Source organism: Cellulomonas gelida (assembly GCF_006538725.1).
Classification (GTDB): domain Bacteria; phylum Actinomycetota; class Actinomycetes; order Actinomycetales; family Cellulomonadaceae; genus Cellulomonas; species Cellulomonas gelida.
In genome coordinates this window covers 26,089-52,018 of sequence record NZ_BJLQ01000016.1, presented here as the reverse complement: position 1 = coordinate 52,018, position 25,930 = coordinate 26,089, and the positions used below count along the sequence as shown (strand labels likewise).

The following is a 25,930-nucleotide window of genomic DNA, read 5'->3' as shown; positions in this document are numbered from 1 at the left end:
CCGGTGCTCGACCGCGTGCCCGTCGACGACCGACTCGTGCGGACCGTGCGTGTGGGGCTCGCGCACACCGCACCCGGCGTGCGTGTGCGGCGCGCCGCGGTCCACCGCGTGCGGGTGGTCCACCAGGTCCCGGCCCTGCGCGAACGGCACGCCGCTCGGCAGGAGGCCCGCAGCCTGGGTCCACTCGTCCGGCACCTGACCGGGGTCGTCGGACAGGTCGACGATCCGGTTGTCGGAGTCGACGAGCACGACGTGCGGCTCGTAGGTGCGGGCCTCGGCGTCGGACATGACTCCGTACGCGATGAGGATCACGACGTCCCCGGGGTGCACCAGGTGCGCCGCGGCGCCGTTGATGCAGATCTGCCCCGAGCCCGCCTCGCCCGCGATCGCGTACGTGGTCAGGCGAGAGCCGTTCGTCACGTCGACGATGTCGACCTGCTGGCCGGGCAGCAGGTCCGCCGCCGCGAGCAGGTCCGCGTCCACCGTGACCGACCCGACGTAGTGCAGGTCCGCCTGCGTCACCGTCGCGCGGTGGATCTTGCCGGTCATCATCGTGCGCATCAGCGTGGTCATGCCTCGCCTCCCAGCGTCACGCTCGTGTTGTCGATCAGGCGCGTCGTGCCGACGCGGGCCGCGAGCGCGAGCACGGCCTCGCCTGCGTGGTCGTCGGGGACCGGTGCGAAGTCGTCCGGGTCGACGAGCGCGACGTAGTCCACGTCCGTGACCCCGGCCGCCGCGAGCGCCTCGCGCGCCGCGGTGAGCACTGCACCGGTGCCACCGCCTGCCGCCTGCTCCCCTGCCCGCAGCGCTTGGGACAGCCCGCGTGCGCGGTGTCGCTCGTCGGGCGACAGGTAGGCGTTGCGGCTCGAGAGGGCCACGCCGTCGTCGTCGCGCACCAGCGGCACGCCGACCACCTCGACGGGCACGTCCAGGTCCCGGACCATGCGCCGCACCGCGACGAGCTGCTGCGCGTCCTTGCGGCCGAACAGCGCGACGTCCGGACGCGTCAGGTGCAGGAGCTTGAGCACGACGGTCAGGACGCCGTCGAAGTGCCCGGGGCGGATCGCGCCCTCGAACGACTCCCCCAGCGCGCCGGCGCTCACGCGCACCACCGGGTCGCCGCCGGGGTAGACGACATCGGGCTCGGGCGCGAACACCACGTCGTCGGGGCCGAGCAGCCCGGGGCCCGTGAGCAGCGCGAGGTCGCCCTCGAGGTCGCGCGGGTAGCGCGACAGGTCCTCGCCCGCCCCGAACTGCAGCGGGTTGACGAAGATCGTCACCACCACCCGGTCCGCCAGCGTCCGCGCGTGGCGCACGAGCGACAGGTGCCCCGCGTGCAGCGCGCCCATCGTCATCACGACGGCACGCGCGTGCCGCGCTTGCGCCGCACCGGTGCTCGGCGCGCGCAGGGCGGCGTCGAGCTCCGCGCGGGTGCGCGCGAGCGTCGGGGTACCGACGGCGGTGGTCATGCGTCCTCCTGCGGGCCGGGCGGCCCGTCCTGCGGGTCGTCGTGCTGCTCGTCGCCCCGGGCGTCGTCGTGCGCGGACCCGGGATCGGCGCTGTGCTCTGACTGCAACGATCCCGCATCCGGATCGATGCCCGCGACCGGCGAGGACTGTGACGTACCCGACGCGAGCGCGTCGAGCACCCGGGCGGCGGCGTCCGCGGAGAGCAGCCCGGCGGCCAGCGCACGGGCGTCGGCGGCCCGCGCGAGCGTCCGGTAGGCCGCCGGGACGTCGGGTGCGCCCTCGACGGCGGCGAACGCGTCGAGCACCGCGAGGTGCTCCACGACCGTCCCCGCGTCGCCCCGGCGCACCGGCCCGGTCAGCGCGGCGATCGCCCCGCTCCCCCGTGCGTCCCGGCCCAGGACGTCACCGGGCGACTCGGCGCGCAGCGCACCGTCGAGCGCCGCCTCGAGCAGCGGCGTCAGCATCCGGCCGGGGTCGTCGACACCCGCCGCGGCGAGCGCCTGCGCGGCCTGCGCGACCAGCACGACGAGGTGGTTCGCACCGTGCGCGAGAGCCGCGTGGTACAGCCCGCGCGCGTCCTCGTCGAGCACGGTCGGCTCGCCGCCGATCTCCACGACGAGCGCCTGGCCGATCGGCAGCACGGCCGCCGGCGCGGTCACCGCGAACGGGCAGCCGATCAGGCGGGCCAGGTCGAGCGACGTCCCGGTGAACGTCATCGCGGGGGGCAGCGCGAGCGGGATCGCCCCGGCCGCGCGCGCGGGCGTCAGGACGTCCGTGCCGTACCGCCCGGACGTGTGCACGACGATCTGACCGAGCTGCCACGCGCCGGTCTCCGCGAGCCCGCGCACCAGGTCGGCGAGCGCGTCGTCGGGGACGGCGAGCACGACGAGCTCGGCGCGCCGCACGACCTCCTGGACCTCGAGCACAGGCACTCCCGGCAGCAGCGCCTCGGCTCGGTCGCGTGACGCCTGCGACACCGCGCTGACCCCGACGACCGGGTGCCCGGCCGCACGCAGCGCGTTGCCCAGCACCGCGCCCACGCGACCCGCGCCGACGATCCCGACCCCGAGCCGCCCCGGACGACGCTCGGGCGCACCCGGCGCGACGTCGGCCGGCCCGACGCTCACGACCTCTCCCGCATCCACTGCTCGGCACGCGCCGCGGCCCGCGCCGTGCGTGCCCGCTCCGCCTGCTCGTCGAGCAGCGCCGCGGCGACGCGGCCGTCCAGGTGGTCCACGCGCGGCGAGACCGGCCCGGGCGTCGAGTGCACGACGAAGCTCGCGAGCCCCAGCCGGCGCTGCAGCGGCCCCTGCTCGAGCCCGAGGGACTGCGTCCGCTCGTGCGGGACGACGTCGACCTGCCGGACCAGCCGGCCCGAGCGCGCGACCAGTGCTGTCCGCGTGACCCGCACGCCGTGGCGACGCCACGCGATCGGGTCGACCCAGCGCGCCTGCCGGGGCGCGGGCGTGAACCCGCCCTCGTCACCGACGCCCGACAGCGCCGCGTCGACCAGCGCACGCGGGTCGGCGACGCCCAGGTCCGGCAGCACGAGCCACAGCGCGGTCGCTGCCTCGTCGCGCGTCGCCACCGGGTGCAGGACGGTCGCCCGCTTGGCGTCCTCGCTCGTCCCGTAGCCGGCGACGTTGATCTCGACGCGCCACCAGTCCGACCGTCGCCACCACAGCGGCTGCGTGAGGCGCACGGCCTGCACACGCCCCGGCGGCACGGTCTGCGCACGCTGCTCGGTCAGGCCGTGCCGCAGCCGGATGCCGTCCGGCGAGACCGCCGCACGGAAGCTCGCGCCCGCGTTCACGCGGCCCCACAGCGCACCGCCGAACCCGACGAACGCGGGGAACAGCACCGCGAGGATCCCCACGTCACGCGACCAGACGGCGCTCACGACCGCGACCACGACCAGCACGACGAGCCCGACGACCGTCGCCGAGCGCAGCGTCGCCGCGAGCAGGCGCGGCATCGGCACCGCGTAGACCTCCTGCTCGGGCGCCTCCTCGAACGCGGGAGGCAGCGGCAGGGTGGCCGACGACGAAGCGACCGGGGTCTGAGCGGCAGGGATCTCCGCAGCGCGGGTGTCGCCGACGGTCCCGTCGGCGAGGACGGCCTCGCCCGCCGTCCCGTGCTGGCCGGTCCCGGGCGTGGTGCCGACCGCGGGGGCATCGCCGGGGCCGGCGGCGGGCTCCGGGCGGGTGGTCACGGGGGTGCCGACCGCGGCGGTCACCGCGCTCGGCGTCGTCGCGGCGGCCGACGACGGGCGCCGCAGCCCCGCCGCGAGCGCGAGCAGCTCGCTGCGCAGCGCCTGCGCGTCGGGCTCACGCAGGTACGCGAGCTGCACGGCCGACCCGCTGCCGCCCGCGACCTCGAGCCGCAGCTCGGCGAGCCCGACCAGGCGCGCGAGCAGCGGCTGCACCACGTCGACCGCCTGCAGCCGGTCGAGGCGCGCCTGCCGCTGCGTGCGGAAGAGCACGCCCGAGTGCAGGTGCACGGCCTCGTCGGTCACGGCGAACCGCATGTGCCGCCACGCGATCGCCGCGTACCCCCAGCCGATCAGCGCGACGAGCAGCACGATCCCCAGCGCGATCAGCCAGCCCGGACCGCCGAGCAGGTCCGCGGCCGAGCGCACGTCGTCGGCCGCCTGGTACCCGGCGATCACGACGACCGCCACGAGCGTCTTCCAGCCCTTGAGCGCCGGCGTGACCGGGTGGACCCGACGCCACGCCTCCTCGGGGACGTGCTCGTCGTGCACGACGGTGCTCACAGCCCCGCCAGCCGAGCCTCACCGCGCGAGGCGAGCCGGTCCCGCAGGCGCGCCGCCTCCGCGGGCGGCAGGCCGTCGATCGACGCGCTCGTCACGGGCGACGCGGTGTGCAGCTGCACCGAGGCGATGCGGAACCGGCGCGCGAACGGCCCCGCGCTGACGTCCACGTACTGCATGCGGCCGTACGGCACGACGACGAGCGAGCGGAACATGATGCCGCGTCGGATCAGCAGGTCGTCGTCGCGCTCGGCGTACGCCATGGCGCGCACCTGCCGCGGGACGAGCAGTGCACCCCACAGGGCGAGCAGCGCGACGACGCCCGCGGGGATCCACAGCCACACGGCCTTGGTCGCGAGCGCGAGGCCGACGAGCAGCAGCACGACCGGGCCGAGCACCAGGGCGATCGACGTGAGCCGCGCGGAGGCCAGGCGTGGCGAGACCGGCGTCCACGTCACGCCGTGCGGCTCGAAGGGCAGGCTCGCGCTCGTCGGCGCTGCCGCGTCGGGGGCCTGGCTGGGCGCAGGAGTCGGTTCGGAGGTCACACCGTCATCCTTCCATCGTCGTCCCGCACACCCTGCCGCCGGACCTCACCCGGCCGTGGGTTGCGGCGACGTCGTCGACTCGGCCTTCTCGTCGTCCTGCGGCGGCGGGACGCGGCAGAACCACTCGACGACGAGCCCGACCGCCGCGAGCACCAGCGCGCCGACGGTCGCGATGCCCGCCGCGACCGCGCGCCCGCCGTTGCCGTGCGTCGCGAGGTCGGTCACCAGCACGACCGTCTGACCGCCGTACCACCCGGCGAGGAGCGCACCCGTGTAGCACGACGCCTTCGCGAGCACGGCCGTGCGCGCCGCCCGGATCGGGTCGAGCGTGGGCCGCTTGCCGCGCAGGAACTGCCGCACCGCCCAGCCCATCGAGAACACGACGCACGCGATGAGCACCTCGACCGCCGCGACGAGCCACGGCACCTGCGGGGGAAGCCCGCCGCGACCCGCGAGCACGGAGAACCCGAGCCACGTGACGGCCGCGACCCCGACCGCGAGGAGCGTGAGCGTCTGCCAACGCGTGCGCTGCATCAGGACTCCGGCGGCGAGGGATGCCCCTGGGCGTCGTGCTCGGCGTGCTCGTCCCACTGCGCGGCGGGGACCGGTGCGGTCAGCCAGTCGAGCGCGAGCCAGCGCAGGCCCTCGCGGTCCGGCGCGGTCGCGGCCAGCGCGGCCACCGGACCGCCGCCCAGGCCCGGCAGCACCGCCGACGGGTCCACCTGCGCCCACGGCTGCAGCACGAACGCGCGCTCGTGCGCGCGCGGGTGCGGCAGCTCGAGGTCGTCCGTCACCGCGAGCACCGAGCCGTACACGACGATGTCCACGTCGAGCGTGCGCGGGCCCCAGTGCTCGAGCCGCTCGCGCCCGTGCCGCTGCTCGACCGCCTGCGTCGCGCGCAGCAGCTCGCGCGGCGAGAGCGTGGTGCGCACCAGCACGACCGCGTTGAGGAAGTCCGGCTGCTCCGGACCGCCCACGGGAGCCGTGCGGGCGAGCGGGGACACGTCGACCACGTCGATGCCCGGCGTGCGGTCGAGGTCACCCACCGCCGTGCGCAGCGTCTCCTGCGCGTTGCCCAGGTTCGCCCCCAGCGCGAGCACCGCGCCGACAGGTCCGGGGGGCACCTCGTCGAGCCGGTCGGTGACGATCTCGCCGTCGACGACGCGCTCGTCGTCCTGCTCGGGCGCCGCGAAGGCGGCGACGTGCGTCGCGTCGTCCGGCTCGAACGGGAGCGACGAGACGACCTGTGTCTCGTCGGCGCCGAACGGCGGTGCGGACATCACCTGCGTCTCGTCGGCCGCGAACGGCGTCGCGGCCATGACCTGCGTCGCGTCCGCGGCGTGCACGTGCGCCTCGTCGCCGGACGGCCCGCCGGTCACGACGTCGCCCGGCGGCGGCAGCGGGACGAGCGGCGGGGTCATGGCCGCCGCACCCAGGGGTCCGACGAGCGACGCGGCCGTCGGGTCGACGAGCGGCGCGGGGACAGGGGCGCCGGCGAATCCTGCCGCGGCGGGGAGACCCACAGGCGTCGCGCCGGGCACGGCGGCCGGGGCGCCCGTGGGAGCCGGGGCGGGCGGGGCGTCGGGCGCGACCGGCAGCGCCGCGGTTCTGGGGTGAGCGGCGGCCGCGCCCTGCGCGGCCCCGGGTGCTGCGGCCCGCGCGGCTGACTCGGGACCGTGGTTCTCGGGACCGTGGTTCTCGGGGCGCTGCTGCTCGGGGCGGTGCGGCTCGGGGCGGTGCGGCTCGGCCGCGGGGAGCTTGGTGCGGTCGCGGCGGATCGTCACGACCACGTCCCCGAACGGCACCGTGATCGGCGCCTGCGGCTTGTGCACGCTGACGTCGACCGCGCTCACCGCACCGTCGGCCAGGACGGTGGCGGCCACCCGCTCCGCGACCGTCTCGATCAGGTCCGCGGGCGGTCCCTCGATCACCGCGACCACCTGCTGGGCGAGCGCGCCATAGTCGAGCGTGTGCGCGAGGTCGTCGCGCGCGGCCGCGCGGCGCGTGTCGAGGTGGACGACGACGTCCACGACGAAGGTCTGCCCCTCGCGGCGTTCGTGCTCGAACACGCCGTGGTACCCCGTCGCGCTCACCCCGACGAGGCGGATCTGGTCCAGGCGGTGACCCTGGGCGTCGGTCACGTCGCTCACGCGTCCTCCTGTCGTTCGCTGCCGGTGCCTGCGGTGCGTGTCGGTCCGGTGCTGGTCGGCCCGGTACCGGTCTCCCCGGTCCCCGGGCGCTGGGTGTCGGTGCGGTCGGTGCGGCTGCCACCCTGCCACGCTGCGGCGACACGCACGGCGTCCGCGGACGCTGCGACCTCGTGCACGCGTACGCACCAGGCCCCGGCCGCCGCCGCGAGCGCGCTGATCGCGGCGGTCGCGTGGTCCCGGCGCAGCGGTGGCGCGGGCGTGCCGTCGGGGCCCGCGAGCAGGTGGCCCAGGAAGCGCTTGCGGCTCGCGCCGACGAGCACCGGGAAGCCGTCGGCGACGAGCTCGGGGAGCCGCGCGAGGAGCGGCCAGTTCGTCGCGCCAGGCTTCGCGAACCCGAGCCCGGGGTCGAGCACCACCTGCTCGTCGCGCACGCCCGCGGCCCGCAGCGCGGCCACCCGCGCCGCGAGCTCGCGCCGCACGTCGGTCACGACGTCGTCGTACGCGTCGAGCTCGTCCATGACGTCCGCGTGCCCGCGCCAGTGCATCGCCACGTACGCGACACCGGTCTCCGCCACGACGTCGTACATCGCGTCGTCGGCCAGTCCGCCCGAGACGTCGTTCACGACGAGCGCGCCCGCCTCGACCGCGGCCCGCGCCACCTGCGCACGCGTGGTGTCGACGCTGACGACCGCGCCGCGCCGGACCAGCTCGGTGACGACCGGCAGCACGCGCGCGCGCTCCTCGTCGACCGGCACCCGGCGCGCGCCGGGCCGCGTGGACTCGCCGCCGATGTCGAGCAGGTCCGCGCCCTGCTCGAGCAGCGTGATCCCGTGCGCGACCGCCGCGGCGGGCGTGTACCAGCGACCACCGTCCGAGAACGAGTCCGGTGTCACGTTCACGACGCCCATCACGAGCGTGCGACCGGCACGGCGCAGCTCGTCGGGCAGCCCGACCGGTCCCTCGACGCTCACCCGCAGAGCCTATGCGCCCACCCCACCCAGCACCCCCACCCCACCCCCACTCCCACCCACCCCCCCGCGAGCCAGCGCTCACTCAGGCCTCACCCCGCCACAGCCGGAGCAACCCCTGGGTCGAGGGCCAGGGCGCGCGGACCAGCCTGCGCTCGCTCGGGGTCGGGGGGTCGGAGGCTGAGCGTGCGCTGGGTGGAGAGCTGCGGTGCGGGTCGAGCAGCGCGGGCGGGTGGCGTGCGTGGCGTGGAGTGAGTGGAAGGCGTGGGCTGTGGAGGGGCACGTGCGGGGCTGGGTCGAGTGTGGGTGGGCGGGTGTCGGAGGGCTGTCGTAGCGTGCTGGGGGTCCGATTCGGCCGATTCGCGGTCGGGCGGCACGACGAGGACGGAGCGTGCGATGCCCCACGGAGACATCACCCACATCGACATCCCGGTGTCCGACAACGACGCCGCGACCCGCTTCTACGGCACGCTGTTCGGCTGGCAGATCGCCGAGGTCGCGGGCTACGAGGGCTACCCCATGTGGCAGGCGCCCAACAAGATCAGCGGCGGCGGCCTCGCTCCGCGCTCTGAGGGCTTCACCCAGCCGCGCAGCTACGTCGAGGTCGACTCGATCGACGAGACGATCGCGAAGGCCACGGAGCTCGGCGCGACCGTCCTCATGCCCAAGTCGCCGATCAGCGAGACGAGCTGGTGGGCCGTCGTGCGCGACCCCGACGGCAACGACATCGGGCTCTACGAGGGCGAGACCAGCTGACCCAGGCCGCGGAGTCGGGCGGGCAGTCGGTACCGGGGGGTGCCGGGGTCAGACGAGCAGGCCGATGGCGAGCGTCCCGACGAGGGCGATCGCCGCGACCATGGACACGACGACGAGCACCCTGCGCGACCGCATGAACCTCATACCGACTCCTCCCCCGACTCGGCGCGCAGGCGTGGCTCGGTGCGCCGCCGCGGCTGGAAACCTGACTTGTCGGCGTAGAACGCACGGATGACGTCCATGTCCGCGCGGACGTCGCCGGTGAGCCGGACGGTCGGGCCGAGGCCCGTCGTCATCGTGGTCCGGTCGACGTAGCCGAGCGTCACCGGCCAGTCCACCTCGCGGGCGATCCGGTAGAAGCCCGACTTCCAGCCGGACCCGCTGCGCGTGCCCTCGGGCGTCACGACGAGGTAGAACCGCTCGCCGTCGCGCACCCGCGAGACGAGCTCGTCGACGAGCCCGGCGGGGTCGCGCCGGTCCACGGGGATGCCGCCCAACCCTCGCATGAGCGGGCCGGCGAGGCCCGAGAACAGCGTGTGCTTGCCGAGCCACCGGAACGGCAGCTCCTGCTCCCACGCGATGCCGAGCATGAAGATGAAGTCCCAGTTGGACGTGTGCGGGGCGCCGATCAGGATGCCCGCGCCGTCCCGCGGCGGACGCTCGGTGACCAGGTCCCAGCGGCTGACCCGCCAGAACGCGCGGGCCACCGTCCGACGAACGCTCACGACTCGCTCCTCGTGCTCAGTGCGCCTGGATGAGGCTCATCGCCTCGGCACGCGTCGCGGCGGTGCGCATCTGCCCGCGCACCGCGGACGTCACGGTGCGTGAACCAGGCTTGCGGACACCGCGCATCGACATGCACAGGTGCTCGCACTCGATGACGACGATCACGCCGCGGGGCTCGAGCTCCGCGACGAGCGCGTCGGCGATCTGCGTCGTGAGGCGCTCCTGGACCTGCGGGCGCCGCGCGAAGACGTCGACGAGCCGCGCGAGCTTCGACAGCCCCGTGATGCGACCGTCGGCGCCCGGGATGTAGCCGACGTGCGCCACACCGTGGAACGGCACCAGGTGGTGCTCGCACGTCGAGTACACCTCGATGTCCTTGACCAGGACCATCTCGTCGTGACCGAGGTTGAAGGTCGTCGTCAGGACGTCCTTCGGGGTCATCCGCAGCCCGGCGAAGATCTCCCGGTAGGCACGCGCCACACGCGCCGGGGTGTCCTGCAGGCCCTCGCGGTCCGGGTCCTCACCGACGGCGATCAGCAGCTCACGGATCGCGGCCTCGGCGCGCGGCTGGTCGTACTCACCGACGGGGCCGGTGGGCTCCGTGATCGGGTCGACCATCAGTTGGCCTCGGGCGTCTGCGACGGCGGGAGCTCGATGGTCTCGACCGGCGGGCGCTCGTGGTTCGCGGCGACGGCCTCGTCCTCGGGGACGACGGCGTGCCCGTTCTGCGCGGCGATCTCGGCGGGCGTCTGGATCGGCGGGCGGTCCGAGACGGCACGCTGGTCGCTCGAGAGCCACACCTGGCGCGGCTCGCGCTTCACCACGGGCTCGAAGATCTCCGCGAGCTGCTTGGCGTTGAGCGTCTCCTTCTCGAGGAGCTCGAGCACGAGGGCGTCCAAGACGTCGCGGTACTCGACCAGGATCTCCCAGGCCTCGTCGTGCGCACGGTCGATGAGCCCGCGCACCTCGGCGTCGATCCGGCCCGCGACCTCCTCGGAGTAGTCGCGCTGGTGGCCCATGTCGCGGCCGAGGAAGACCTCGCCGGAGTCCTGACCGAGGCGGATCGCGCCGATCGAGCTGCTCATGCCGAACTGCGTCACCATGCGGCGCGCGGTCGCGGTGGCCTTCTCGATGTCGTTGCCCGCACCCGTCGTCGGGTCGTGGAAGACGAGCTCCTCGGCGACGCGGCCACCCATCGCGTAGGCGAGCTGGTCGAGCAGCTCGTTGCGCGTGACCGAGTACTTGTCCTCGACGGGCATGACCATCGTGTAGCCGAGCGCGCGACCGCGGGGCAGGATCGTCACCTTCGTGACGGGGTCCGTGTAGCGCAGCGCGGCGGCGACGAGCGCGTGGCCGCCCTCGTGGTACGCCGTGAGCTTCTGCTCCTTGACGTTCATGACGCGCGTGCGCTTCTGCGGACCTGCGACGACGCGGTCGATCGCCTCGTCGAGCGCGTGGTCGTCGATGATCTGCGCGTTCTGCCGCGCGGTGAGCAGCGCGGCCTCGTTGAGGACGTTCGCCAGGTCCGCGCCCGTGAAGCCGGGGGTCCGACGAGCGACCGCGGTCAGGTCGACGGCCGGGGCCATCGGCTTGCCCTGCGCGTGCACCTGCAGGATCCTCTCGCGGCCCTTGAGGTCCGGCGGCTCGACCGCGACCTGGCGGTCGAAGCGGCCCGGGCGCAGCAGGGCCGGGTCGAGGATGTCGGGCCGGTTGGTCGCGGCGATCAGGATGACGTTCGTCTTGACGTCGAAGCCGTCCATCTCGACGAGCATCTGGTTCAGCGTCTGCTCACGCTCGTCGTGCCCGCCCCCCAGGCCGGCGCCACGGTGGCGACCGACGGCGTCGATCTCGTCGACGAAGATGATCGCGGGAGCGTTCTGCTTGGCCTGCTCGAAGAGGTCACGCACGCGGCTCGCGCCCACGCCGACGAACATCTCGACGAAGTCCGAGCCGGAGATCGAGTAGAACGGCACGCCGGCCTCGCCCGCGACGGCGCGGGCCAGGAGGGTCTTGCCGGTCCCGGGCGGGCCGTACAGCAGCACGCCCTTGGGGATCTTGGCGCCCACCGCCTGGAACTTCGCCGGCTCGGAGAGGAACTCCTTGATCTCGGTGAGCTCCTCGACCGCCTCGTCGACGCCCGCGACGTCCGCGAACGTGACCTGTGGGGACTCCTTGGAGACCAGCTTCGCGCGCGACTTGCCGAAGCTCATGACCCGCGAGCCGCCGCCCTGCATGTTCGCCATGAGGAACCAGAAGATCGCCAGGATGATGATGAACGGCAGCACGAGCGACAGCAGGCTGCTCCACCAGGAGGTCTGCGGGTTCTCGGACGTGAAGCCCTTCTCGAGGTCGGCGCTCTGCACCGCCTTGACGACCGTCTCGCCCTGCGGCACGACGTACTGGAACTGCACGAGCTTGCCGAAGTCGTCGTCGCCCTTGACGAAGTTCTTGTCCAGCGTGAGCTGCACGCGCTGGACGCCGTCGGTGATCTTCGCGGACTCGACGGTGTCACCCGCGAGCAGCGCGAGGCCGTCGGACGTGTCGATCGACTTGACGCTGGGCTGGGTCAGCGTGGACACGCCGATCCAGAGCAGCACGACGGCGAGCACGATCCACAGCAGCGGACCGCGGGCGAGGCGCTTGACGTTCATAGGCGTTCGGGGCTCGGCCCCTCATCCTCCTGCTCGAGCGGGCTGATCGGTCGAACGTACACGTTCCGCCTGGCGTTCCCGGGCCCTGTTCGCGCAGGGCACAGCCTGCCGACGGCCGGGTCGTGCACCGCCGACGGACGGGTCCGCGGGGTCAGGCGCCGTAGACGTGGGGTGCGAGCGTGCCGACGAACGGCAGGTTGCGGTACTTCTCGGCGTAGTCGAGCCCGTACCCGACGACGAACTCCGACGGGATGTCGAACCCGACGTACCGGACGTCGACCTCGACCTTGGCGGCGTCGGGCTTGCGCAGCATCGTTGCGATCTCGACGCTCGCCGGGCCGCGGCTGCGCAGGTTCGACACGAGCCACGACAGCGTCAGGCCCGAGTCGATGATGTCCTCGACGATCAGGACGTGCCGGCCGATCAGGTCGGTGTCGAGGTCCTTGAGGATCCGCGCGACACCGGACGACTTGGTCCCCGACCCGTAGGACGAGACCGCCATCCAGTCCATCTGCACGGGTGAGTGCAGCCGGCGCGCGAGGTCGGCCATGACCATCACGGCACCCTTGAGGACGCCGACGAGCAGGAGGTCCTTGCCCGCGTAGTCCGCGTCGATCTGGGCCGCGATCTCGTCGAGCCTGCCGTGGAGCTGCTCTTGCGTGAGCAGGACCTTCTCGAGGTCGGCTCCCATGTCCGCAGGGTCCACTGCTGCTCCTGTCAGGTGCGGTGCTGGTCCGCCGGACGGGTCGCCCGGGCTGGCATCGGTGGGCTGTCGGGCCCGACGACAAGCGTGCCACAGCGGCGGCGTGCCACCACCCGCCCGGGCAGCTGGACGGGGCCCTGGCCGTGCCAGTCGGTGAGCAGCGCGTCCACCGCGAGCACGTGCACCCGGTGCACCGAACCCGCGGGCGCCCCCGCGGCGACGACCGCCGCACGCACGGCCCGCCGCCGCACGGCGTCCTCGGCCCCGAGCAGGACACCCACGTCGAGCACCACCCCCACCCCCGCCCCGCCGTCGGAGCCCGCCGCGCCGTCGCCGGCCGGGGCCGCGTCGTCGTTCCCGCGCGGGTTCGTCGCTTCGGGCCGACGAAGCGGTGCCGGAGCAACGAAGCGCCCGGCGACCGGGACACGGGAGCCGGCGGGGGAGGACGGGTCGGCAGGGGTGAGGGCGTCGGCGAGGAGTGTGGCGCCTGCGGCGTCGAGCGCTGCGGCGTCCTCGCGCAGGTGGGTCGCGGTGCGGGCCAGTGCCCGCGCGACGCCCGGTCCCAGCTCGCGCTCCAGCACCGGCAGCACGTGGGCGCGCACGCGGCTGCGCAGCGGGTCGCCGGGCTGGCCCGCGTTGGTCGGGTCGTGCCACGGGTCGAGGCCGAGCACCTCGCACACCGCGAGCGTGTCCTCGCGCCGGATGCCGAGCAGGGGCCGACGCAGCCGTCCGCGCACCCCGGCCATACCCGCCAGGGAACGCCCGCCGGAGCCTCTGGCGAGGCCGAGCAGGACCGTCTCGGCCTGGTCGTCGAGGGTGTGGCCGAGCAGCACGGCGGCGGCCCCGGTCTCGTCCGCGGCCTGTTCCAGCGCGGCGTACCGCGCGGCGCGTGCGGCGGCCTCGGGCCCACCCGCGCCGAACACCTGCACGCGCACGACGAGCACGGGGTCGAGCCCGAGCGCGCGGCACTGCTGCGCGGCGCGCTCGGCGACGTCGGCTGAGCCCCGCACGAGCCCGTGGTCGACGACGACCGCACCGGCCCGTCGCGCCGCCGACGGGCCGGCCGAAGCCGACTGAACCGGCCGCACCGCCGAGCCCGACAAGCCCGCCGAGCCCGACGAGGCCGACGAGCCCGACGAGCCCGACGAGGCCGCCGAGACCGACGCAGCGGACCCGGAGCGGGGCACCGCGAAGGCCGCCGCCGCCGCGAGCGCGAGCGAGTCCGGCCCGCCGGAGCACGCGACCAGCACGAGCGCGTCGTCGGGCAGGTCCGCGACCGCGGCGGTGACCGCGCGCCGCACGTCGGCGACGCGGGGGTCCGGCCCGGCCACGGTCAGCCGTGCACCCGGCGCACCCACGCGCTCGGGTCGGCGATCTCGGCCGGGCTCGGCAGCTGCTCGACCGACGTCCACACCGCGTTGAGCCCGTTGACGCCGACCCTCGAGCGCACCGCGCGCACGAACACCGCGCCTTCGCGGTACTGCGCGAGCTTGGCGTCCATGCCGAGGAGCCGCCGCACGATGCCCGCGGGCCCCCGAGCGCGCGCACCGTGGTCGCGCCGTTCCTCGAACTTGCGTCGGATCTCCTTGACCGACGGCACGACGCCCCGGCCGACGGCGTCCATCGCGACGTCGGCGTGCCCCTCGAGCAGCGACATGACCGCGCCGACCTCGTCGACCACGACCCGCTGCTCGGGCGTCAGGACGTCGAGGAGGCTGCCCTCGTCGTCGGTCAGGACCTTGCCGACCGCCGACACCATGCGGCCGAACGTCTCCTCGCCCTGCCCGGCGAGGTCGCCGAGCAGCTCAGCGAAGCGAGTGCGCAGGTGCCCGGCGAGCCACGGCGCGGCCGCGAACTGCAGCGCGTGCGTCTGCTCGTGCAGCGACACCCACAGTCGGAAGTCGTCGGGGTCGACGCCCAGGCGGCGCTCGAGGTGCAGGACGTTGGGCGCGACGAGGAGCAGGCGCCCCTCCCCGGGCGCGTCCGGCGCGGCTCCCGCGGGCGGCGTGAACGGGTCGAACTGCCCGAGCACCTTGCCCGAGAGCAGGGCGAGGGCCGCTCCGAGCTGGGCACCGGCGGCGAGCCGCCCGGCGAAGCCCGTGCGCGCGGGCGGGTCGAGCGGAGCGCCGTCGGCCGGCGCGGCACCGGCGGGCGGCGCGCTCATCGTCGCGAACATCCGCACGTTCGCCCGGGTCCAGCCGGCCCGGTCGACGACGAGGATGCGCGACACGTCGGCGGGCGCCCGACCGTCGGCCGGGACCAGGCGGGTCACGCGCGCGGCATGCTCGGCGGCGGGACCGGCGGCGTCACGCAGCCCGGCGACCAGGTCCTCGAGCTCGGCCCGCGGCGCAGCGGGCCCCGGCCGGGCCGCACGCGCGGCGACCCGCTGGGCGGTGTCCCAGTCGACCGGGCCCGTCGTCGCGCTCATGCGGCTCACGGTAACCCGCCACCCTGGCCGCCCTCCCCGCCGTTCGCCCACAGCGTCCCCACCACACCGCCCCGCCCACGCCCCGTCCACCCCCGCCCCCGCCCCCGACTCCCATGCACGAGATCGGCACTCCCGTACGAGATCGGCAGTCCGGACTGACGACCTCGCGTGCGAGTGCCGACCTCGCCGGCGCTCACCACAGGTCGCGGCGGGGCGGCCGGCCGGCGTGAGGTCGGCAGGTCTGCGTGAGGTCGGCAGCTCTGCGTGAGGTCTGCAGTCGGAACTCACGACCTCGCGGGAGAGGGCCGGTCTCGCGGGCGTCGCGGGCGGGGTGTCGCGAGGGAGCGGGGGGACGGTGGCGGGTCAGCCCGTGCAGCCGCAGGCGTGGAGGTTGGTGACGAACTCGTCGATCGCCTGGCGCGGCCCGAACGGACCGGTCTCCTTCTCGTGCTTGACCAGCACGACGAAGACGAGCTGGCGACCGTTGTCGTCGACGACCGTGCCGGCCAGGCCCTTGACCCCCGACAGGCTCCCGGTCTTGGCGCGGACCAGCCCGCGCGCGTCGGACGACAGGTAGCGGTCGCCGAGCGTGCCGGTCAGGCCGCCGATCGGCATCCCCGCGGCGATCGAGCGCAGCTCGGGATGGGCCGGGTCGACGACGAGCTCCACGAGGTCGAGCAGGGTGAGCGGGGTGAGGAGCGAACCCTCGGCCAGGCCGGAGGCGTCGGCGAGCACGGCGTCCTTGGTGTCGACGCCGAGCCGCGTCACCGCGCGCAGGACCGCCTGGGTGCCGCCCTCGAAGCTCGCAGGGAGGCGCTGGTCGAGCGCGACGACGCGCGAGACCACCTCGGTGATGGTGTTGTCGGAGTCCTCGAGGAAGAAGTGCACGAGCTCGGGCAGCGGGGCCGACGAGACGGTCGCGAGCACGGTCGCCCCGGCCGGTGCGGCGGCGCGCGCCGGGTCGCCGGTGACCGTGATGCCCGCCTCGGTGAGCCGCTGCGCGAAGATCTTCGCGGCGGCGATCGTCGGGTCGGCTGACCGCGGCGGGTAGGGCACGCCCTCCTTGGTCGCCGCGATCTTGACCGCGAGCGCGGTCACGGGCGCGACGTAGCCCATGTTCAGGTCGCCCTCGTCCCAGCCGGGGCTGGTGCGCGGCCCGGTGAACAGGGTGTCGTCGACCCGCAGCGTGACGGTCGTGAGCCCGACGAGCTTGAGCTGCTTGGCCGCCGCTCGCGCGAGGTCGCCCAGGCCCGCGCGGCCGTTGACGACCGCGGCGTCGCCCGCGTCGGGCGCGAGCATCATGTCGCCGCCACCGACGAGCACCACCTGGTCGCCGCTGCCGCGCACGACGCTCGTCGTGAGCGTCGTCGTGGCGTCGAGCGTGCCGAGCGCCGCGACCGCGGTGACGAGCTTCGCGGTCGACGCGGGCTCGCGCGGGGCGGTGGACCGCCGCTCGGCGATGACCTCGCCCGTGAGCTGGTCGGCCACGACGACGCCCGTCGCGCCGTTCTTGCCGAGCCGGGAGTCGTTCGCGAGCTTGTCGACGAGCGTCGCGACGGGGTCGGACGCGGGCTCGGGCACCTGCTCGTCGAGGTCGCCGAGCGCGGGGACGACGTCCGGCGGCGCGACCGCGGCGGGCGCGCTCGGGAACGGCGCGGCCTCGGCGGGGACCGGGTCCAGGGTCACGAAGCCGGGCGCGACGTCGTACGCGTCGGCTGCGACGTAGCCGCCCAGGCCGAGGACCAGGACGAGCATCGTCGTGCCGACGACACGCGCACCTGTGGCCATCGTCACGCTCCGCTCGGGGACCCGATGGGACGGTCGGCCCACCGGTGGGTCAGAATATGTCGACAAGACGGTCCGCCCGTACCTGCGGCGCGCCGGTCCCCGAACCACGCCGCCCGGCCACGCGTCCGATCCGCGACCCGGCGAGCGGACAGGAGAGCCGTGGAGTTCGACGTCACGATCGAGATCCCCAAGGGTCAGCGCAACAAGTACGAGGTGGATCACGCAACGGGGCGGATCCGGCTCGACCGCATGCTCTTCACGTCGACCCGCTACCCCGACGACTACGGCTTCATCGAGGGCACCCTCGGCGAGGACGGCGACCCGCTCGACGCCCTCGTGCTGCTCGAGGAGCCCACGTTCCCCGGCTGCCTCATCCGCTGCCGCGCGCTCGGCATGTTCCGCATGCGCGACGAGGCGGGCGGCGACGACAAGGTGCTGTGCGTCCCGACGGGCGACCAGCGCGCGGCCTGGCGCCAGGACATCGACGACGTGTCCGACTTCCACCGCCTGGAGATCCAGCACTTCTTCGAGGTCTACAAGGACCTCGAGCCCGGCAAGTCCGTCGAGGGCGCGCACTGGACCGGCCGCGCCGAGGCGGAGGCGGAGATCCAGCGCTCGCGCCAGCGCGCGATCGACGCGGGCTACGAGCACTGACCCACCCCGCACGTACGACGAAGGCCCGGCTCCCGTGAGGGACCGGGCCTTCGTCGTCGCTGGTGCGCGGCAGGTCAGGGGCGACCCGCGTACGGCATGGAGCCGGCCCAGCGCATCGACGTGATGCGCACGGCCACGCCCGGCCGCGGGGCCTCGATGATCTGACCGCCGCCGATGTACATGGCGACGTGGTAGATCGAGCCCGGGTCGTTCGGGTTGGTGCCCCAGAACACGAGGTCACCGGGACGCATGTCGGCGTACCTGATCTTGAGGACCTGCTTGTACTGGTCGCGCGACGTGCGGTTGATCGCGACGCCCGCGCTGCGCCAGGAGGTCATGGTCAGGCCGGAGCAGTCGTAGCCCGGGCCCGTGCCGCCCCACACGTACGGCGCCCCGAGCCGCGTCTTGGCGACCGCGACCGCGTTCTGCCCTTGCGCGGCCGAGCCGCGCGAGATGCCGGTGCCGAGGCCGTACTGCGACGGCGGCGTGGTGGGCTTGGGCGGCGGCGGGGTCGTCGGCGCAGGCGGCGGGGTGGTCGGGTTCGCCGGTGGCGGCGTCGTGGGGTTCGCGGGCGGCGGGGTGGTCGGGTTGGCCGGCGGCGGGGTCGTGGGGTTCGTCGGCGGCGGCGTCGTCGGGGTCGTCGGCGGCGGAGTCGTCACCGGCGGGCGGGTCGGCTGCTGCGTGGGCGGCGGGGTGGGCTGCTGCTCCTCCTCGCGCTTGCGGCGGGCCTCCTCCTCCTCGCGCTTGCGCCGCTCCTCGTCGATCGCGGCCTGACGCTGACGCTCGACGTCGACGCTCGTCTGACGCGCGGTGGCGAGCTCGGCCAGGAGCGTCTCGCGCTCGGCCTCGCCCGCGGCCTGGGCGGCGGCCGCGTCGTCGGCGGTGGCCTGCGCGGCATCGAGGAGCGTCTGCGCCTGCGCCTGCGCGTCGGTCGCGTCGTCGGCGGCCTGCGTCGCGGCGCCCGCGAGCGTGCCGGCGACGAGCGTGGTCGCCTGGTACGCCTGGACGGCCTCGTCGGTCTTGCGGGTGAACTGGTCCATCTGGCTGGTCCGACGAGCGACGTCCTCGAACCCCTCGGCGGACAGCAGCGCCTCGACGAGGTCGGCGGACCCGCCCGAGCGGGCGACCTGACGCGCGATCGCGACGAGCTCGCGGCGCGCCTTCTCGGCGGCGGCGGCGGCCTCGTCGGACCGGTCCTGCGCCTGGGCGGCGGCGTCGTGCGCGACCTGCGCGTCGGACATCGCCTGCGTGTAGGCCTCGCCGGCCTGCTGGACCTCGAGCTCGGCGGCGTTGGCCTCGGAGCTCAGCTGCGCGAGGCGGATCTCCATCTCGGCGACCGAGCGCTGCGCACGACCGACCGCGGCCTGCGCCTGGCGCACGTCGTCGTCGGACGGCGCGCCCGGGTCGGCGACGGCTCCCGGCGTGCTGACGAGCAGCAGCCCGACCGTCGCTGCGGCGAGCGCACTCGCGCCCCGTGCTCGTCGCACGGCCCCTCGTTCGCCCACGTCGTCGTGCCCCTTCCAGCGGTCCCTGCTCGTGCGTGCCCCTGCGCACGCCACCGGCGGTGACGGACGCGCTCTGCGGACGCTACCTGCGGGAGCCCCAGAAGTGAACACCAGTCACAACAGTCCCACCTTTCACACTAGTCACATTTCGGACGAACCGGATGGACGAGACAGGGGATGTTCACCATGCGAGACGGGCGTTTCACGTTGCGGTACGTGGTGCCTACTCTCACCCCATGCCCTGCCGTCGAATGTGTCGCTGACGCGCACGTTCGGCCTGCCCGCCGGCTGCTCGACGTCGATCCGACGAGCACACCGACGAAGGTCCAGCGGGGCCCTCCCCGTTCGAACCGTGCGCGACCCTCCCCTCTCCCGCGGGACGGACGTCGGCTGCCCGAGCTCCCCGCGGATCCCCTTCCCGCCACCAGGAGCACGCAGATGAGCAACGAGAACTGGAACTTCGAGACCCGTCAGGTCCACGCCGGCCAGACGCCCGACCCCACGACGGGCGCCCGCGCGCTGCCGATCTACCAGACGACGTCCTACGTCTTCCCCGACGCCGGCACGGCCGCCGCGCGCTTCGCGCTGCAGGACCTCGGCCCGATCTACACGCGCATCGGCAACCCCACGCAGGAGGTCGTCGAGAACCGCATCGCCTCGCTCGAGGGCGGCGTCGCCGCGCTGCTCGTGGCCTCCGGCCAGGCGGCCGAGACGCTCGCGATCCTCAACGTCGCCGAGGCGGGCGACCACGTCGTCGCGAGCCCGTCCCTCTACGGCGGGACGTACAACCTGCTGCACTACACGCTGCCGAAGCTCGGCGTCGAGACGACCTTCGTGACCGACCCGCACGACGCCGAGGCCTGGCGCGCGGCGATCCGCCCGAACACCAAGGCGTTCTTCGCCGAGACGATCCCCAACCCCAAGTCCGACGTGCTCGACATCGAGCTCGTCGCGGGGGTCGCGCACGAGTACGGCGTGCCGCTCATCGTCGACAACACGGTCGCGACGCCCTACCTCATCAACCCGCTCAAGTGGGGTGCCGACGTCGTCGTGCACTCGGCCACCAAGTACCTCGGCGGGCACGGCTCGGCGATCGGCGGCGTGATCGTCGACGGCGGCTCGTTCGACTACGCGCAGTACCCGGACCGCTTCCCGGGCTTCAACTCGCCGGACCCGTCGTACCACGGCCTCGTGATCGCCGAGGCGCTCGGCGTCGGCTCCGCGTTCGGCGCGAACCTGTCCTTCATCCTCAAGGCGCGCATCCAGCTCCTGCGCGACCTGGGCGCGGCGATCTCGCCGTTCAACGCGTTCCTCATCTCGCAGGGCATCGAGACGCTGTCGCTGCGCGTCGAGCGGCACGTCGAGAACGCGACGAAGGTCGCGCAGTGGCTCGAGGCGCGCGACGACGTGCTCGGCGTGCACTACTCGGGCCTCGAGTCGAGCCCGTGGCACGCCAACCAGGTCAAGTTCGCGCCGCGCGGCGGCGGCGCAGTGCTCGCGTTCGAGATCGAGGGCGGGTCGGCGGCCGGTCAGGCGTTCGTCTCCGCGCTCGAGCTGCACTCGAACGTCGCGAACATCGGCGACGTGCGCTCGCTCGTCATCCACCCCGCGTCGACGACGCACAGCCAGCTCACCCCGCAGGAGCAGGCGCTGTCCGGCGTGACGCCGGGCCTCGTGCGCCTCGCGGTGGGCATCGAGCACATCGACGACATCCTCGCGGACCTCGAGGCGGGCTTCCGGGCCGCCAAGGGTGCCGCCTGACGCTCGTCCCGACGAGCGGGGTGGGGCGTCGCACGGCGCCCCACCCCGCTCGGTCCACGGACCTTCGTCCCGCACCGCGGTCGCGGCGGGACGTCGGCCGCGCCCCTGCGTAGATTGGTTCCCCATGTCCGACGAGTCCTCCGCCTTCGCCCCCGCCCGGGCGCTGGCCAGCACGCGCGCGAGCCGCACCCCGGTCGCGCAGCGGGCTGCCGTGCCCGCGTCGTCGGCATGGCAGGACGGCGACGAGGTCGGGCGTCGGCAGTTCGCCGACCTCGGACCGTTCGCGCTCGAGTCCGGCGGTCGCCTGCCCGCGGTCCGGCTCGCGTACGAGACCTGGGGCGAGCTCGACGAGGACGGCTCGAACGCCGTGCTCGTCCTGCACGCGCTGACCGGCGACTCGCACGTCACGGGCGGGGCCGGCCACGGGCACCCGACGCCCGGGTGGTGGCAGTCGATGGTCGGGCCGGGTGCGCCGATCGACACCGAGCGCTGGTTCGTCGTCGCGCCCAACGTGCTGGGCGGCTGCCAGGGCTCGACGGGACCCTCGTCGCCCGCGCCCGACGGCCGCCCGTGGGGCAGCCGGTTCCCGCAGCTGTCCGTGCGCGACCAGGTCGCCGCCGAGGTCCGCCTGGCCGACCTGCTGGGCATCCGCACGTGGGCGCTCGTGATCGGCGCGTCGATGGGCGGGCTGCGCGTGCTCGAGTGGGCCGCGTCGGAGCCGCAGCGCGTCGAGGCGTTCGCCGCGATCGCGACGAGCGCGCAGACCTCGGGCGACCAGATCGCCAACTTCCACACCCAGCTCGTCGCGATCCACGCCGACCCGAAGTTCCGCGGCGGCGACTACTACGACGCACCCGACGGCGACGGCCCGCACGTCGGGCTCGGGCTCGCGCGGCAGATCGCGCACCAGAGCTACCGCTCGGCGTACGAGCTCGACGAGCGCTTCGGGCGGATCCCGCAGGGCGCCGAGGACCCGCTCGAGGGCGGGCGGTTCGCGGTGCAGTCGTACCTCGAGCACCACGGCGACAAGCTCGTACGACGGTTCGACGCCAACACCTACGTCACCCTCACGCGCACGATGATCACGCACGACCTGGGCCGCGACCGCGGCGGCGTGGACAACGCGCTGTCGCAGATCACCGCGCGCGGGCTCGTCGTGGCCGTCGACACCGACCGGCTGTTCCCGCTCGCACAGGCCGAGCGGATCGCCGCGCACGTCCCGGGAGCGGGACCCGTGCGCGTCGTGCACTCCGACTTCGGGCACGACGGGTTCCTCATCGAGGAGGACGAGGTCGGCAGGCACGTCTCGGAGTTCCTCGGCGAGCTCGTCCGCACCCGCCCCTGACCTGCGCCCCCGCATCGGCGTGCCCGCACGGCAGGATGGGGCCATGACCGCGTCGCTGACCGAGGCCTCGACCGCGCTGCACGACCAGTGGGACCTGCTGCGGCGCTGGGTCGTCGAGGTCGTCGACGACTCCGTCGGCGACGCACCCTCGGTGCTCGAGGGCTGGACGGTCACGGCGCTCGTCGCGCACCTCGGCCGGGCCATGGACGCGCTCGCCGCGTGCTCCCCGCTGCCGGCCGGCACGGTCCCCCTCACGCTCGCGGAGTACCTCGGGACGTACGCGGGGCGGGCGGGCGACATCGCCGAGACCACGCGCGCACTGGCCGCCCAGGTGGCCGGCGACCCGATCGGCTGGATCGACGACCGCGCGGCGGCCGCGTTCGCGGCGCTCGACGCGCTGACCGCGGCGGGCGACCCCGTGGTGCAGGCCCGCCGCGGGCCCGTGCGCCTGTCGACCATGACCGTCTCGCGCGTGATCGAGCTCGTGGTGCACGCCGACGACCTGTTCGTGTCCGTGCGCCGCGTGCCGGGCGCGGGCGCCGGCCCGGACCCGGTCGAGCCGCGGGCCCTCGACCTCGTCGCGCGCGAGCTGCTCGCGATCGTCGTCGCACGCGGCGGGTGGGACCTGGAGGTGACGGACGCGCGCGCCTGGGTGCGCCTGGCCAGCGGTCGCGCACCCTACGACGTCGACGCGCTCGCCGCCGCGATCGCCCCGCGCTGGACCGGCGACTCCGTGCCCGACCTCGGGCGCATGCTGCCCGTGCTCTGAGGGCCCCGGCACCCGGATTCACCCTGGGCAGCGGCGGCGGCATCCGCCAAGGTGGGCGCATGGGGGTGCCGAACGGGGAGCCGAACGGGGTGCCGAGCGGGTCTGTCGCGATCGGGCGGGTCCTGGCCGCGATGGACGCCGAGCGCGCGCAGTGGTCGCGCACCGACGGGCTGGGCGTGTTCAGCGACGTGTACCGGGACGTGACGGCGCTCGTCGCGGTGCGGGTGACCGACGGGACCTTCACGCACCCGGACTTCGTCGAGGACCTCGACGTGCGGTTCGCGGGCCTGTTCCTCGACGTGCCGCGCGACCTCGCGGCGCGGCGCACGGTCAACAAGGCGTGGGCGCCGCTCGTGGAGCGTCGCGCGCACGCCGGGCTGTGGCCGCTGCAGCTCGCGCTCGCGGGCATGAACGCGCACATCAACCACGACCTCCCGCTCGCGGTCGTCGCGACGTGCGAGGCGCGGGGAGTGCCACCGACCGCACGCGGTGTCCACGCGGACTTCGAGCGCGTCAACGACGTGCTCGCGGAGGTCGTCCGGCCGCTGCGGCAGTCGTTCCTCGACGCGCGCGTGGTCGCGGCGGGCGGTGAGCTGTCACCCGTGGCTGACCTCGTCTCGAACTTCTCGATCGACAAGGCGCGCGACGCGGCGTGGGCCAACGCGCTCGTGCTGTGGCACGTGCGCGACCTCGGCTTCGTCGCCGCCGCCGCGCGCGACGCGCTCGCCCGGACCGTGGGCCTCGTGAGCCGCCAGCTGCTGACGGTGTTCCCGGACCCGCTCGACCGGCCGTAGCCGCCCGCCCCGGGTTCCGGACCTGCGCGTCCCCGGGCCGGGCGATTCCCGGGCCCGGCGCACTACCGGTGGGTAACGTGACGGTGTGATCGCGGCCTACGCACGAGACCTCTCCCCCGACGACCCCGTCGCCGCCCTCGAGGTCGGCGACCGGCCCGAGCCACAGGCGCGCGAGCACTGGTCCGTCGTCGACGTGCGTGCCGCGGCGCTCAACCACCACGACGTGTGGTCGCTGCGCGGCGTCGGGCTGCGCGCCGAGCAGCTCCCGATGATCCTCGGCACCGACGCCGCGGGGGTCGTCGACGGGCGCGAGGTCGTCGTGCACGGCGTGATCGGCGGGACGTCCGGGCACGGAGTCGGGCCCGACGAGCCGCGTTCGCTGCTGTCCGAGCGGTACCCGGGCACGTTCGCCGAGCAGGTCGCGGTGCCGACGTGGAACCTCGTCGACAAGCCCGCCGAGCTCTCCTTCGTCGAGGCCGCGTGCCTGCCGACCGCGTGGCTGACCGCCTACCGCATGCTCTTCACGACCGGACGTGCCACCCCCGGGCAGCGCGTGCTGGTGCAGGGCGCGGGCGGCGGGGTCGCCACCGCGGCGATCCTGCTGGGGGCGGCCGCCGGGCTCGAGGTGCTCGTCACGAGCCGGTCCGACGAGCGGCGCACGCACGCCCTGACGCTCGGTGCGGCCGCCGCGGTCGAGCCCGGGGCGCGCGTGCCGCGCGTCGACCTGGTGCTCGAGACCGTCGGCCGGGCGACGTGGTCGCACTCGCTGCGCTCGGTGCGTCCCGGCGGGACCGTCGTCGTCGCGGGGGCGACCTCGGGCGACCCGACCGCCGCCGAGCTCACGCGGGTGTTCTTCCAGGAGATCTCCGTGCTCGGCGTGACCATGGGCTCGCGCGACGACCTCCAGCACCTGCTCGCGTTCCTCGCGCGGACCGGCGTCCGGCCGCTCGTCGACCGCACGTTCGCGCTCACGCAGGCGCGCGACGCCGTCGCTCGGCTCGCGGCCGGCCAGCAGTTCGGGAAGATCGTCCTGACGACGTGAGCACGCAGGCGGGCGCACGACGAGGGAGGCGAGGACGGTGAGCGACACGACGGCGACGGAGCCGGCGAGCGGAGCGGCCACCGGCCCGACGACCGCTCCCGCGACGCCCGACGAGGACGTACCCACCGTCGTCTCACCGCCCGGCACGTGGGTGCCCGACGTGCTCGGGCCCGACTACCAGGCCCAGACCCTGTACCTGGCGCCCGACGACGAAGGTGCGGTCGTCGCGACGGTCGTGCGGCACCGACCCCCGTCCGACGAGGCCGTGCGCCCCGCGCGCGCCCTGCTGTACGTCCACGGGTGGTCCGACTACTTCTTCCAGACCGAGCTCGCCGAGCACTGGACCGCGCGCGGCGTCGCGTTCTACGCGCTCGACCTGCGCAAGTACGGCCGCAGCCTGCGCCCGCACCAGACGCCCGGCTACGTCGACGACCTCGTGACGTACGACGAGGACCTCGCCGCCGCGCTGGACCTCGTCCACGAGGAGCTCGGGCGGCACGCGCGGGTCGTCGTCATGGGCCACTCGACCGGCGGCCTCATCGCCTCCCTGTGGGCGCACCGCAACCCCGGACGCCTCGCCGGCCTCGTGCTCAACAGCCCGTGGCTCGAGCTCCAGGGCTCGGGGATGCTGCGCCACCTGTCGAGCCCCGCCGTCGCGCAGATCGCCCGCTTCCAGCCCAAGGCGCCGCTGCCCAACATCGACCCGGGCTTCTACAACCGCACGCTGTCCGCGGCGTCCGGCGGCGAGTGGACGTTCGACGACCGGTGGCGGCCCAGCCCGTCGTTCCCGGTCCGTGCGGGGTGGCTGTCGGCGATCATGACCGGGCACACGATCGTCGCGCGCGGGCTGCAGATCGACGTGCCGGTGCTCATGATGGCGTCGTCGCGCACGCTCATCACGCCGCGCTGGAACGACGCGATGCGCTCGGCCGACACCGTGCTCGACGTCGAGCTGCTCGCACGGCGCGCGACCCAGCTCGGTCCGTGCGTGACGGTCGTGCGGATCGCGGGCGGCCTGCACGACCTGGTGCTGTCCGCGCCGCCCGTGCGGGCGCGCGTCTACGCGGAGATCGACCGCTGGTCGGCGGGGTACGGCTGGGCCTGAG

At 74.6% G+C, this 25,930-nt stretch carries 23 protein-coding genes and 1 pseudogene; 8 read left to right on the top strand and 16 right to left on the bottom strand.

Annotated elements, in window-relative coordinates; translation table 11 throughout:
- Nucleotides 1-117: 117 nt before the first annotated feature.
- The 8 genes and pseudogenes from panD to folP form a co-directional block, all read right to left on the bottom strand.
- Nucleotides 118-573: pseudogene (gene panD / locus CGE01nite_RS09060) on the bottom strand (aspartate 1-decarboxylase); the annotation flags it as partial.
- Nucleotides 570-1,469 carry a pantoate--beta-alanine ligase gene (gene panC / locus CGE01nite_RS09055; RefSeq protein ID WP_141370401.1) on the bottom strand — a complete coding sequence of 300 codons (900 nt, stop codon included), beginning with the start codon at nucleotides 1,467-1,469 and terminating at the stop codon, nucleotides 570-572. The pseudogene panD and the gene panC, both read right to left, overlap by 4 nt.
- Entirely contained in the window at nucleotides 1,466-2,596 is a 1,131-nt protein-coding gene (locus tag CGE01nite_RS09050) for a Rossmann-like and DUF2520 domain-containing protein (protein ID WP_141370399.1), read from the bottom strand. The genes panC and CGE01nite_RS09050 overlap by 4 nt, the downstream gene beginning before the upstream one ends.
- Nucleotides 2,593-4,242, bottom strand: a complete 1,650-nt coding sequence (locus CGE01nite_RS09045) for a PH domain-containing protein (RefSeq protein WP_141370397.1) — start codon at nucleotides 4,240-4,242, stop codon at nucleotides 2,593-2,595. The genes CGE01nite_RS09050 and CGE01nite_RS09045 overlap by 4 nt, the downstream gene beginning before the upstream one ends.
- On the bottom strand, nucleotides 4,239-4,718 hold the full coding sequence (locus tag CGE01nite_RS09040) for a PH domain-containing protein (RefSeq protein ID WP_229747348.1): 480 nt from the start codon (nucleotides 4,716-4,718) through the stop codon (nucleotides 4,239-4,241). Before CGE01nite_RS09040 ends, CGE01nite_RS09045 begins: the two co-directional genes overlap by 4 nt.
- Before the next feature lie 111 nt (nucleotides 4,719-4,829).
- The gene (locus tag CGE01nite_RS09035; protein ID WP_048343630.1) at nucleotides 4,830-5,318 is read right to left on the bottom strand and encodes a DUF3180 domain-containing protein; all 489 of its coding nucleotides are present in this window, start codon (nucleotides 5,316-5,318) and stop codon (nucleotides 4,830-4,832) included.
- Nucleotides 5,318-6,934, bottom strand: a complete 1,617-nt coding sequence (gene folK, locus CGE01nite_RS09030) for a 2-amino-4-hydroxy-6-hydroxymethyldihydropteridine diphosphokinase (RefSeq protein ID WP_141370393.1) — start codon at nucleotides 6,932-6,934, stop codon at nucleotides 5,318-5,320. The genes CGE01nite_RS09035 and folK overlap by 1 nt, the downstream gene beginning before the upstream one ends.
- Complete coding sequence (gene folP, locus CGE01nite_RS09025; protein WP_141370441.1) at nucleotides 6,931-7,842, bottom strand: dihydropteroate synthase; 912 nt, start codon at nucleotides 7,840-7,842, stop codon at nucleotides 6,931-6,933. The genes folK and folP overlap by 4 nt, the downstream gene beginning before the upstream one ends.
- A 456-nt stretch (nucleotides 7,843-8,298) precedes the next feature.
- Here folP and CGE01nite_RS09020 point away from each other — a divergent pair, with 456 nt between their 5' ends.
- On the top strand, nucleotides 8,299-8,658 hold the full coding sequence (locus tag CGE01nite_RS09020; RefSeq protein WP_048341733.1) for a VOC family protein: 360 nt from the start codon (nucleotides 8,299-8,301) through the stop codon (nucleotides 8,656-8,658).
- Between the two features lie 140 nt (nucleotides 8,659-8,798).
- Here the strand turns inward: CGE01nite_RS09020 and CGE01nite_RS09015 are convergent, their stop codons facing one another.
- From CGE01nite_RS09015 to dacB, 7 genes are all read right to left on the bottom strand, one after another.
- Nucleotides 8,799-9,383 (bottom strand): 1-acyl-sn-glycerol-3-phosphate acyltransferase, encoded by a 585-nt coding sequence (locus CGE01nite_RS09015; RefSeq protein ID WP_048341732.1) that lies wholly within the window; start codon nucleotides 9,381-9,383, stop codon nucleotides 8,799-8,801.
- Nucleotides 9,384-9,399: 16 nt separating this feature from the next.
- Nucleotides 9,400-10,002 (bottom strand): GTP cyclohydrolase I FolE, encoded by a 603-nt coding sequence (folE, locus tag CGE01nite_RS09010; protein WP_048341731.1) that lies wholly within the window; start codon nucleotides 10,000-10,002, stop codon nucleotides 9,400-9,402.
- Nucleotides 10,002-12,035: an ATP-dependent zinc metalloprotease FtsH gene (gene ftsH, locus CGE01nite_RS09005; protein WP_048341730.1), complete on the bottom strand. Its 2,034-nt coding sequence runs from the start codon at nucleotides 12,033-12,035 to the stop codon at nucleotides 10,002-10,004. The genes folE and ftsH overlap by 1 nt, the downstream gene beginning before the upstream one ends.
- Before the next feature lie 151 nt (nucleotides 12,036-12,186).
- Nucleotides 12,187-12,741, bottom strand: a complete 555-nt coding sequence (gene hpt / locus CGE01nite_RS09000; RefSeq protein ID WP_170210931.1) for a hypoxanthine phosphoribosyltransferase — start codon at nucleotides 12,739-12,741, stop codon at nucleotides 12,187-12,189.
- A gap of 11 nt (nucleotides 12,742-12,752) precedes the next feature.
- The gene (gene tilS, locus CGE01nite_RS08995) at nucleotides 12,753-14,069 is read right to left on the bottom strand and encodes a tRNA lysidine(34) synthetase TilS (protein WP_141370389.1); all 1,317 of its coding nucleotides are present in this window, start codon (nucleotides 14,067-14,069) and stop codon (nucleotides 12,753-12,755) included.
- Between the two features lie 2 nt (nucleotides 14,070-14,071).
- Complete coding sequence (locus CGE01nite_RS08990) at nucleotides 14,072-15,166, bottom strand: Rv3626c family coenzyme F420 biosynthesis-associated protein (protein WP_141370387.1); 1,095 nt, start codon at nucleotides 15,164-15,166, stop codon at nucleotides 14,072-14,074.
- 363 nt (nucleotides 15,167-15,529) lie between these two features.
- Complete coding sequence (gene dacB, locus CGE01nite_RS08985; protein WP_141370385.1) at nucleotides 15,530-16,954, bottom strand: D-alanyl-D-alanine carboxypeptidase/D-alanyl-D-alanine endopeptidase; 1,425 nt, start codon at nucleotides 16,952-16,954, stop codon at nucleotides 15,530-15,532.
- A gap of 159 nt (nucleotides 16,955-17,113) precedes the next feature.
- On the opposite strand from dacB, the gene CGE01nite_RS08980 reads away from it, so the two are divergent.
- A complete protein-coding gene (locus CGE01nite_RS08980; protein WP_013882397.1) occupies nucleotides 17,114-17,608 on the top strand; it encodes an inorganic diphosphatase in 495 nt (164 codons plus the stop codon).
- Nucleotides 17,609-17,682: 74 nt separating this feature from the next.
- Here the strand turns inward: CGE01nite_RS08980 and CGE01nite_RS08975 are convergent, their stop codons facing one another.
- Complete coding sequence (locus CGE01nite_RS08975) at nucleotides 17,683-19,095, bottom strand: C40 family peptidase (RefSeq protein WP_141370383.1); 1,413 nt, start codon at nucleotides 19,093-19,095, stop codon at nucleotides 17,683-17,685.
- Between the two features lie 456 nt (nucleotides 19,096-19,551).
- Here CGE01nite_RS08975 and CGE01nite_RS08970 point away from each other — a divergent pair, with 456 nt between their 5' ends.
- The 6 genes from CGE01nite_RS08970 to CGE01nite_RS08945 all read left to right on the top strand — a co-directional run bounded on the left by CGE01nite_RS08970 (nucleotide 19,552) and on the right by CGE01nite_RS08945 (nucleotide 25,929).
- The gene (locus tag CGE01nite_RS08970) at nucleotides 19,552-20,874 is read left to right on the top strand and encodes a bifunctional o-acetylhomoserine/o-acetylserine sulfhydrylase (RefSeq protein ID WP_048343642.1); all 1,323 of its coding nucleotides are present in this window, start codon (nucleotides 19,552-19,554) and stop codon (nucleotides 20,872-20,874) included.
- Nucleotides 20,875-20,998: 124 nt separating this feature from the next.
- On the top strand, nucleotides 20,999-22,219 hold the full coding sequence (metX, locus tag CGE01nite_RS08965) for a homoserine O-acetyltransferase MetX (RefSeq protein ID WP_082156437.1): 1,221 nt from the start codon (nucleotides 20,999-21,001) through the stop codon (nucleotides 22,217-22,219).
- 43 nt (nucleotides 22,220-22,262) lie between these two features.
- A complete protein-coding gene (locus CGE01nite_RS08960) occupies nucleotides 22,263-22,988 on the top strand; it encodes a maleylpyruvate isomerase N-terminal domain-containing protein (protein ID WP_141370381.1) in 726 nt (241 codons plus the stop codon).
- Nucleotides 22,989-23,047: 59 nt separating this feature from the next.
- The gene (locus tag CGE01nite_RS08955) at nucleotides 23,048-23,782 is read left to right on the top strand and encodes a DUF5995 family protein (protein ID WP_141370379.1); all 735 of its coding nucleotides are present in this window, start codon (nucleotides 23,048-23,050) and stop codon (nucleotides 23,780-23,782) included.
- An 85-nt stretch (nucleotides 23,783-23,867) separates the two neighbouring features.
- The gene (locus CGE01nite_RS08950; protein ID WP_048343644.1) at nucleotides 23,868-24,824 is read left to right on the top strand and encodes a zinc-binding dehydrogenase; all 957 of its coding nucleotides are present in this window, start codon (nucleotides 23,868-23,870) and stop codon (nucleotides 24,822-24,824) included.
- Nucleotides 24,825-24,975: 151 nt separating this feature from the next.
- Nucleotides 24,976-25,929: an alpha/beta hydrolase gene (locus CGE01nite_RS08945; protein WP_048343646.1), complete on the top strand. Its 954-nt coding sequence runs from the start codon at nucleotides 24,976-24,978 to the stop codon at nucleotides 25,927-25,929.
- Nucleotide 25,930 lies beyond the last annotated feature (1 nt).

Coding starts and splice junctions, on each gene's coding strand:
- panC (WP_141370401.1), bottom strand. CDS start 1,469: ATGACCACCGCCGTCGGTACCCCGACGCTCGCGCGCACCCGCGCGGAG.
- CGE01nite_RS09035 (WP_048343630.1), bottom strand. CDS start 5,318: ATGCAGCGCACGCGTTGGCAGACGCTCACGCTCCTCGCGGTCGGGGTC.
- folP (WP_141370441.1), bottom strand. CDS start 7,842: ATGGGCGTCGTGAACGTGACACCGGACTCGTTCTCGGACGGTGGTCGC.
- CGE01nite_RS09020 (WP_048341733.1), top strand. CDS start 8,299: ATGCCCCACGGAGACATCACCCACATCGACATCCCGGTGTCCGACAAC.
- folE (WP_048341731.1), bottom strand. CDS start 10,002: ATGGTCGACCCGATCACGGAGCCCACCGGCCCCGTCGGTGAGTACGAC.
- ftsH (WP_048341730.1), bottom strand. CDS start 12,035: ATGAACGTCAAGCGCCTCGCCCGCGGTCCGCTGCTGTGGATCGTGCTC.
- CGE01nite_RS08990 (WP_141370387.1), bottom strand. CDS start 15,166: ATGAGCGCGACGACGGGCCCGGTCGACTGGGACACCGCCCAGCGGGTC.
- dacB (WP_141370385.1), bottom strand. CDS start 16,954: ATGGCCACAGGTGCGCGTGTCGTCGGCACGACGATGCTCGTCCTGGTC.
- CGE01nite_RS08970 (WP_048343642.1), top strand. CDS start 19,552: ATGAGCAACGAGAACTGGAACTTCGAGACCCGTCAGGTCCACGCCGGC.
- metX (WP_082156437.1), top strand. CDS start 20,999: ATGTCCGACGAGTCCTCCGCCTTCGCCCCCGCCCGGGCGCTGGCCAGC.
- CGE01nite_RS08960 (WP_141370381.1), top strand. CDS start 22,263: ATGACCGCGTCGCTGACCGAGGCCTCGACCGCGCTGCACGACCAGTGG.
- CGE01nite_RS08955 (WP_141370379.1), top strand. CDS start 23,048: ATGGGGGTGCCGAACGGGGAGCCGAACGGGGTGCCGAGCGGGTCTGTC.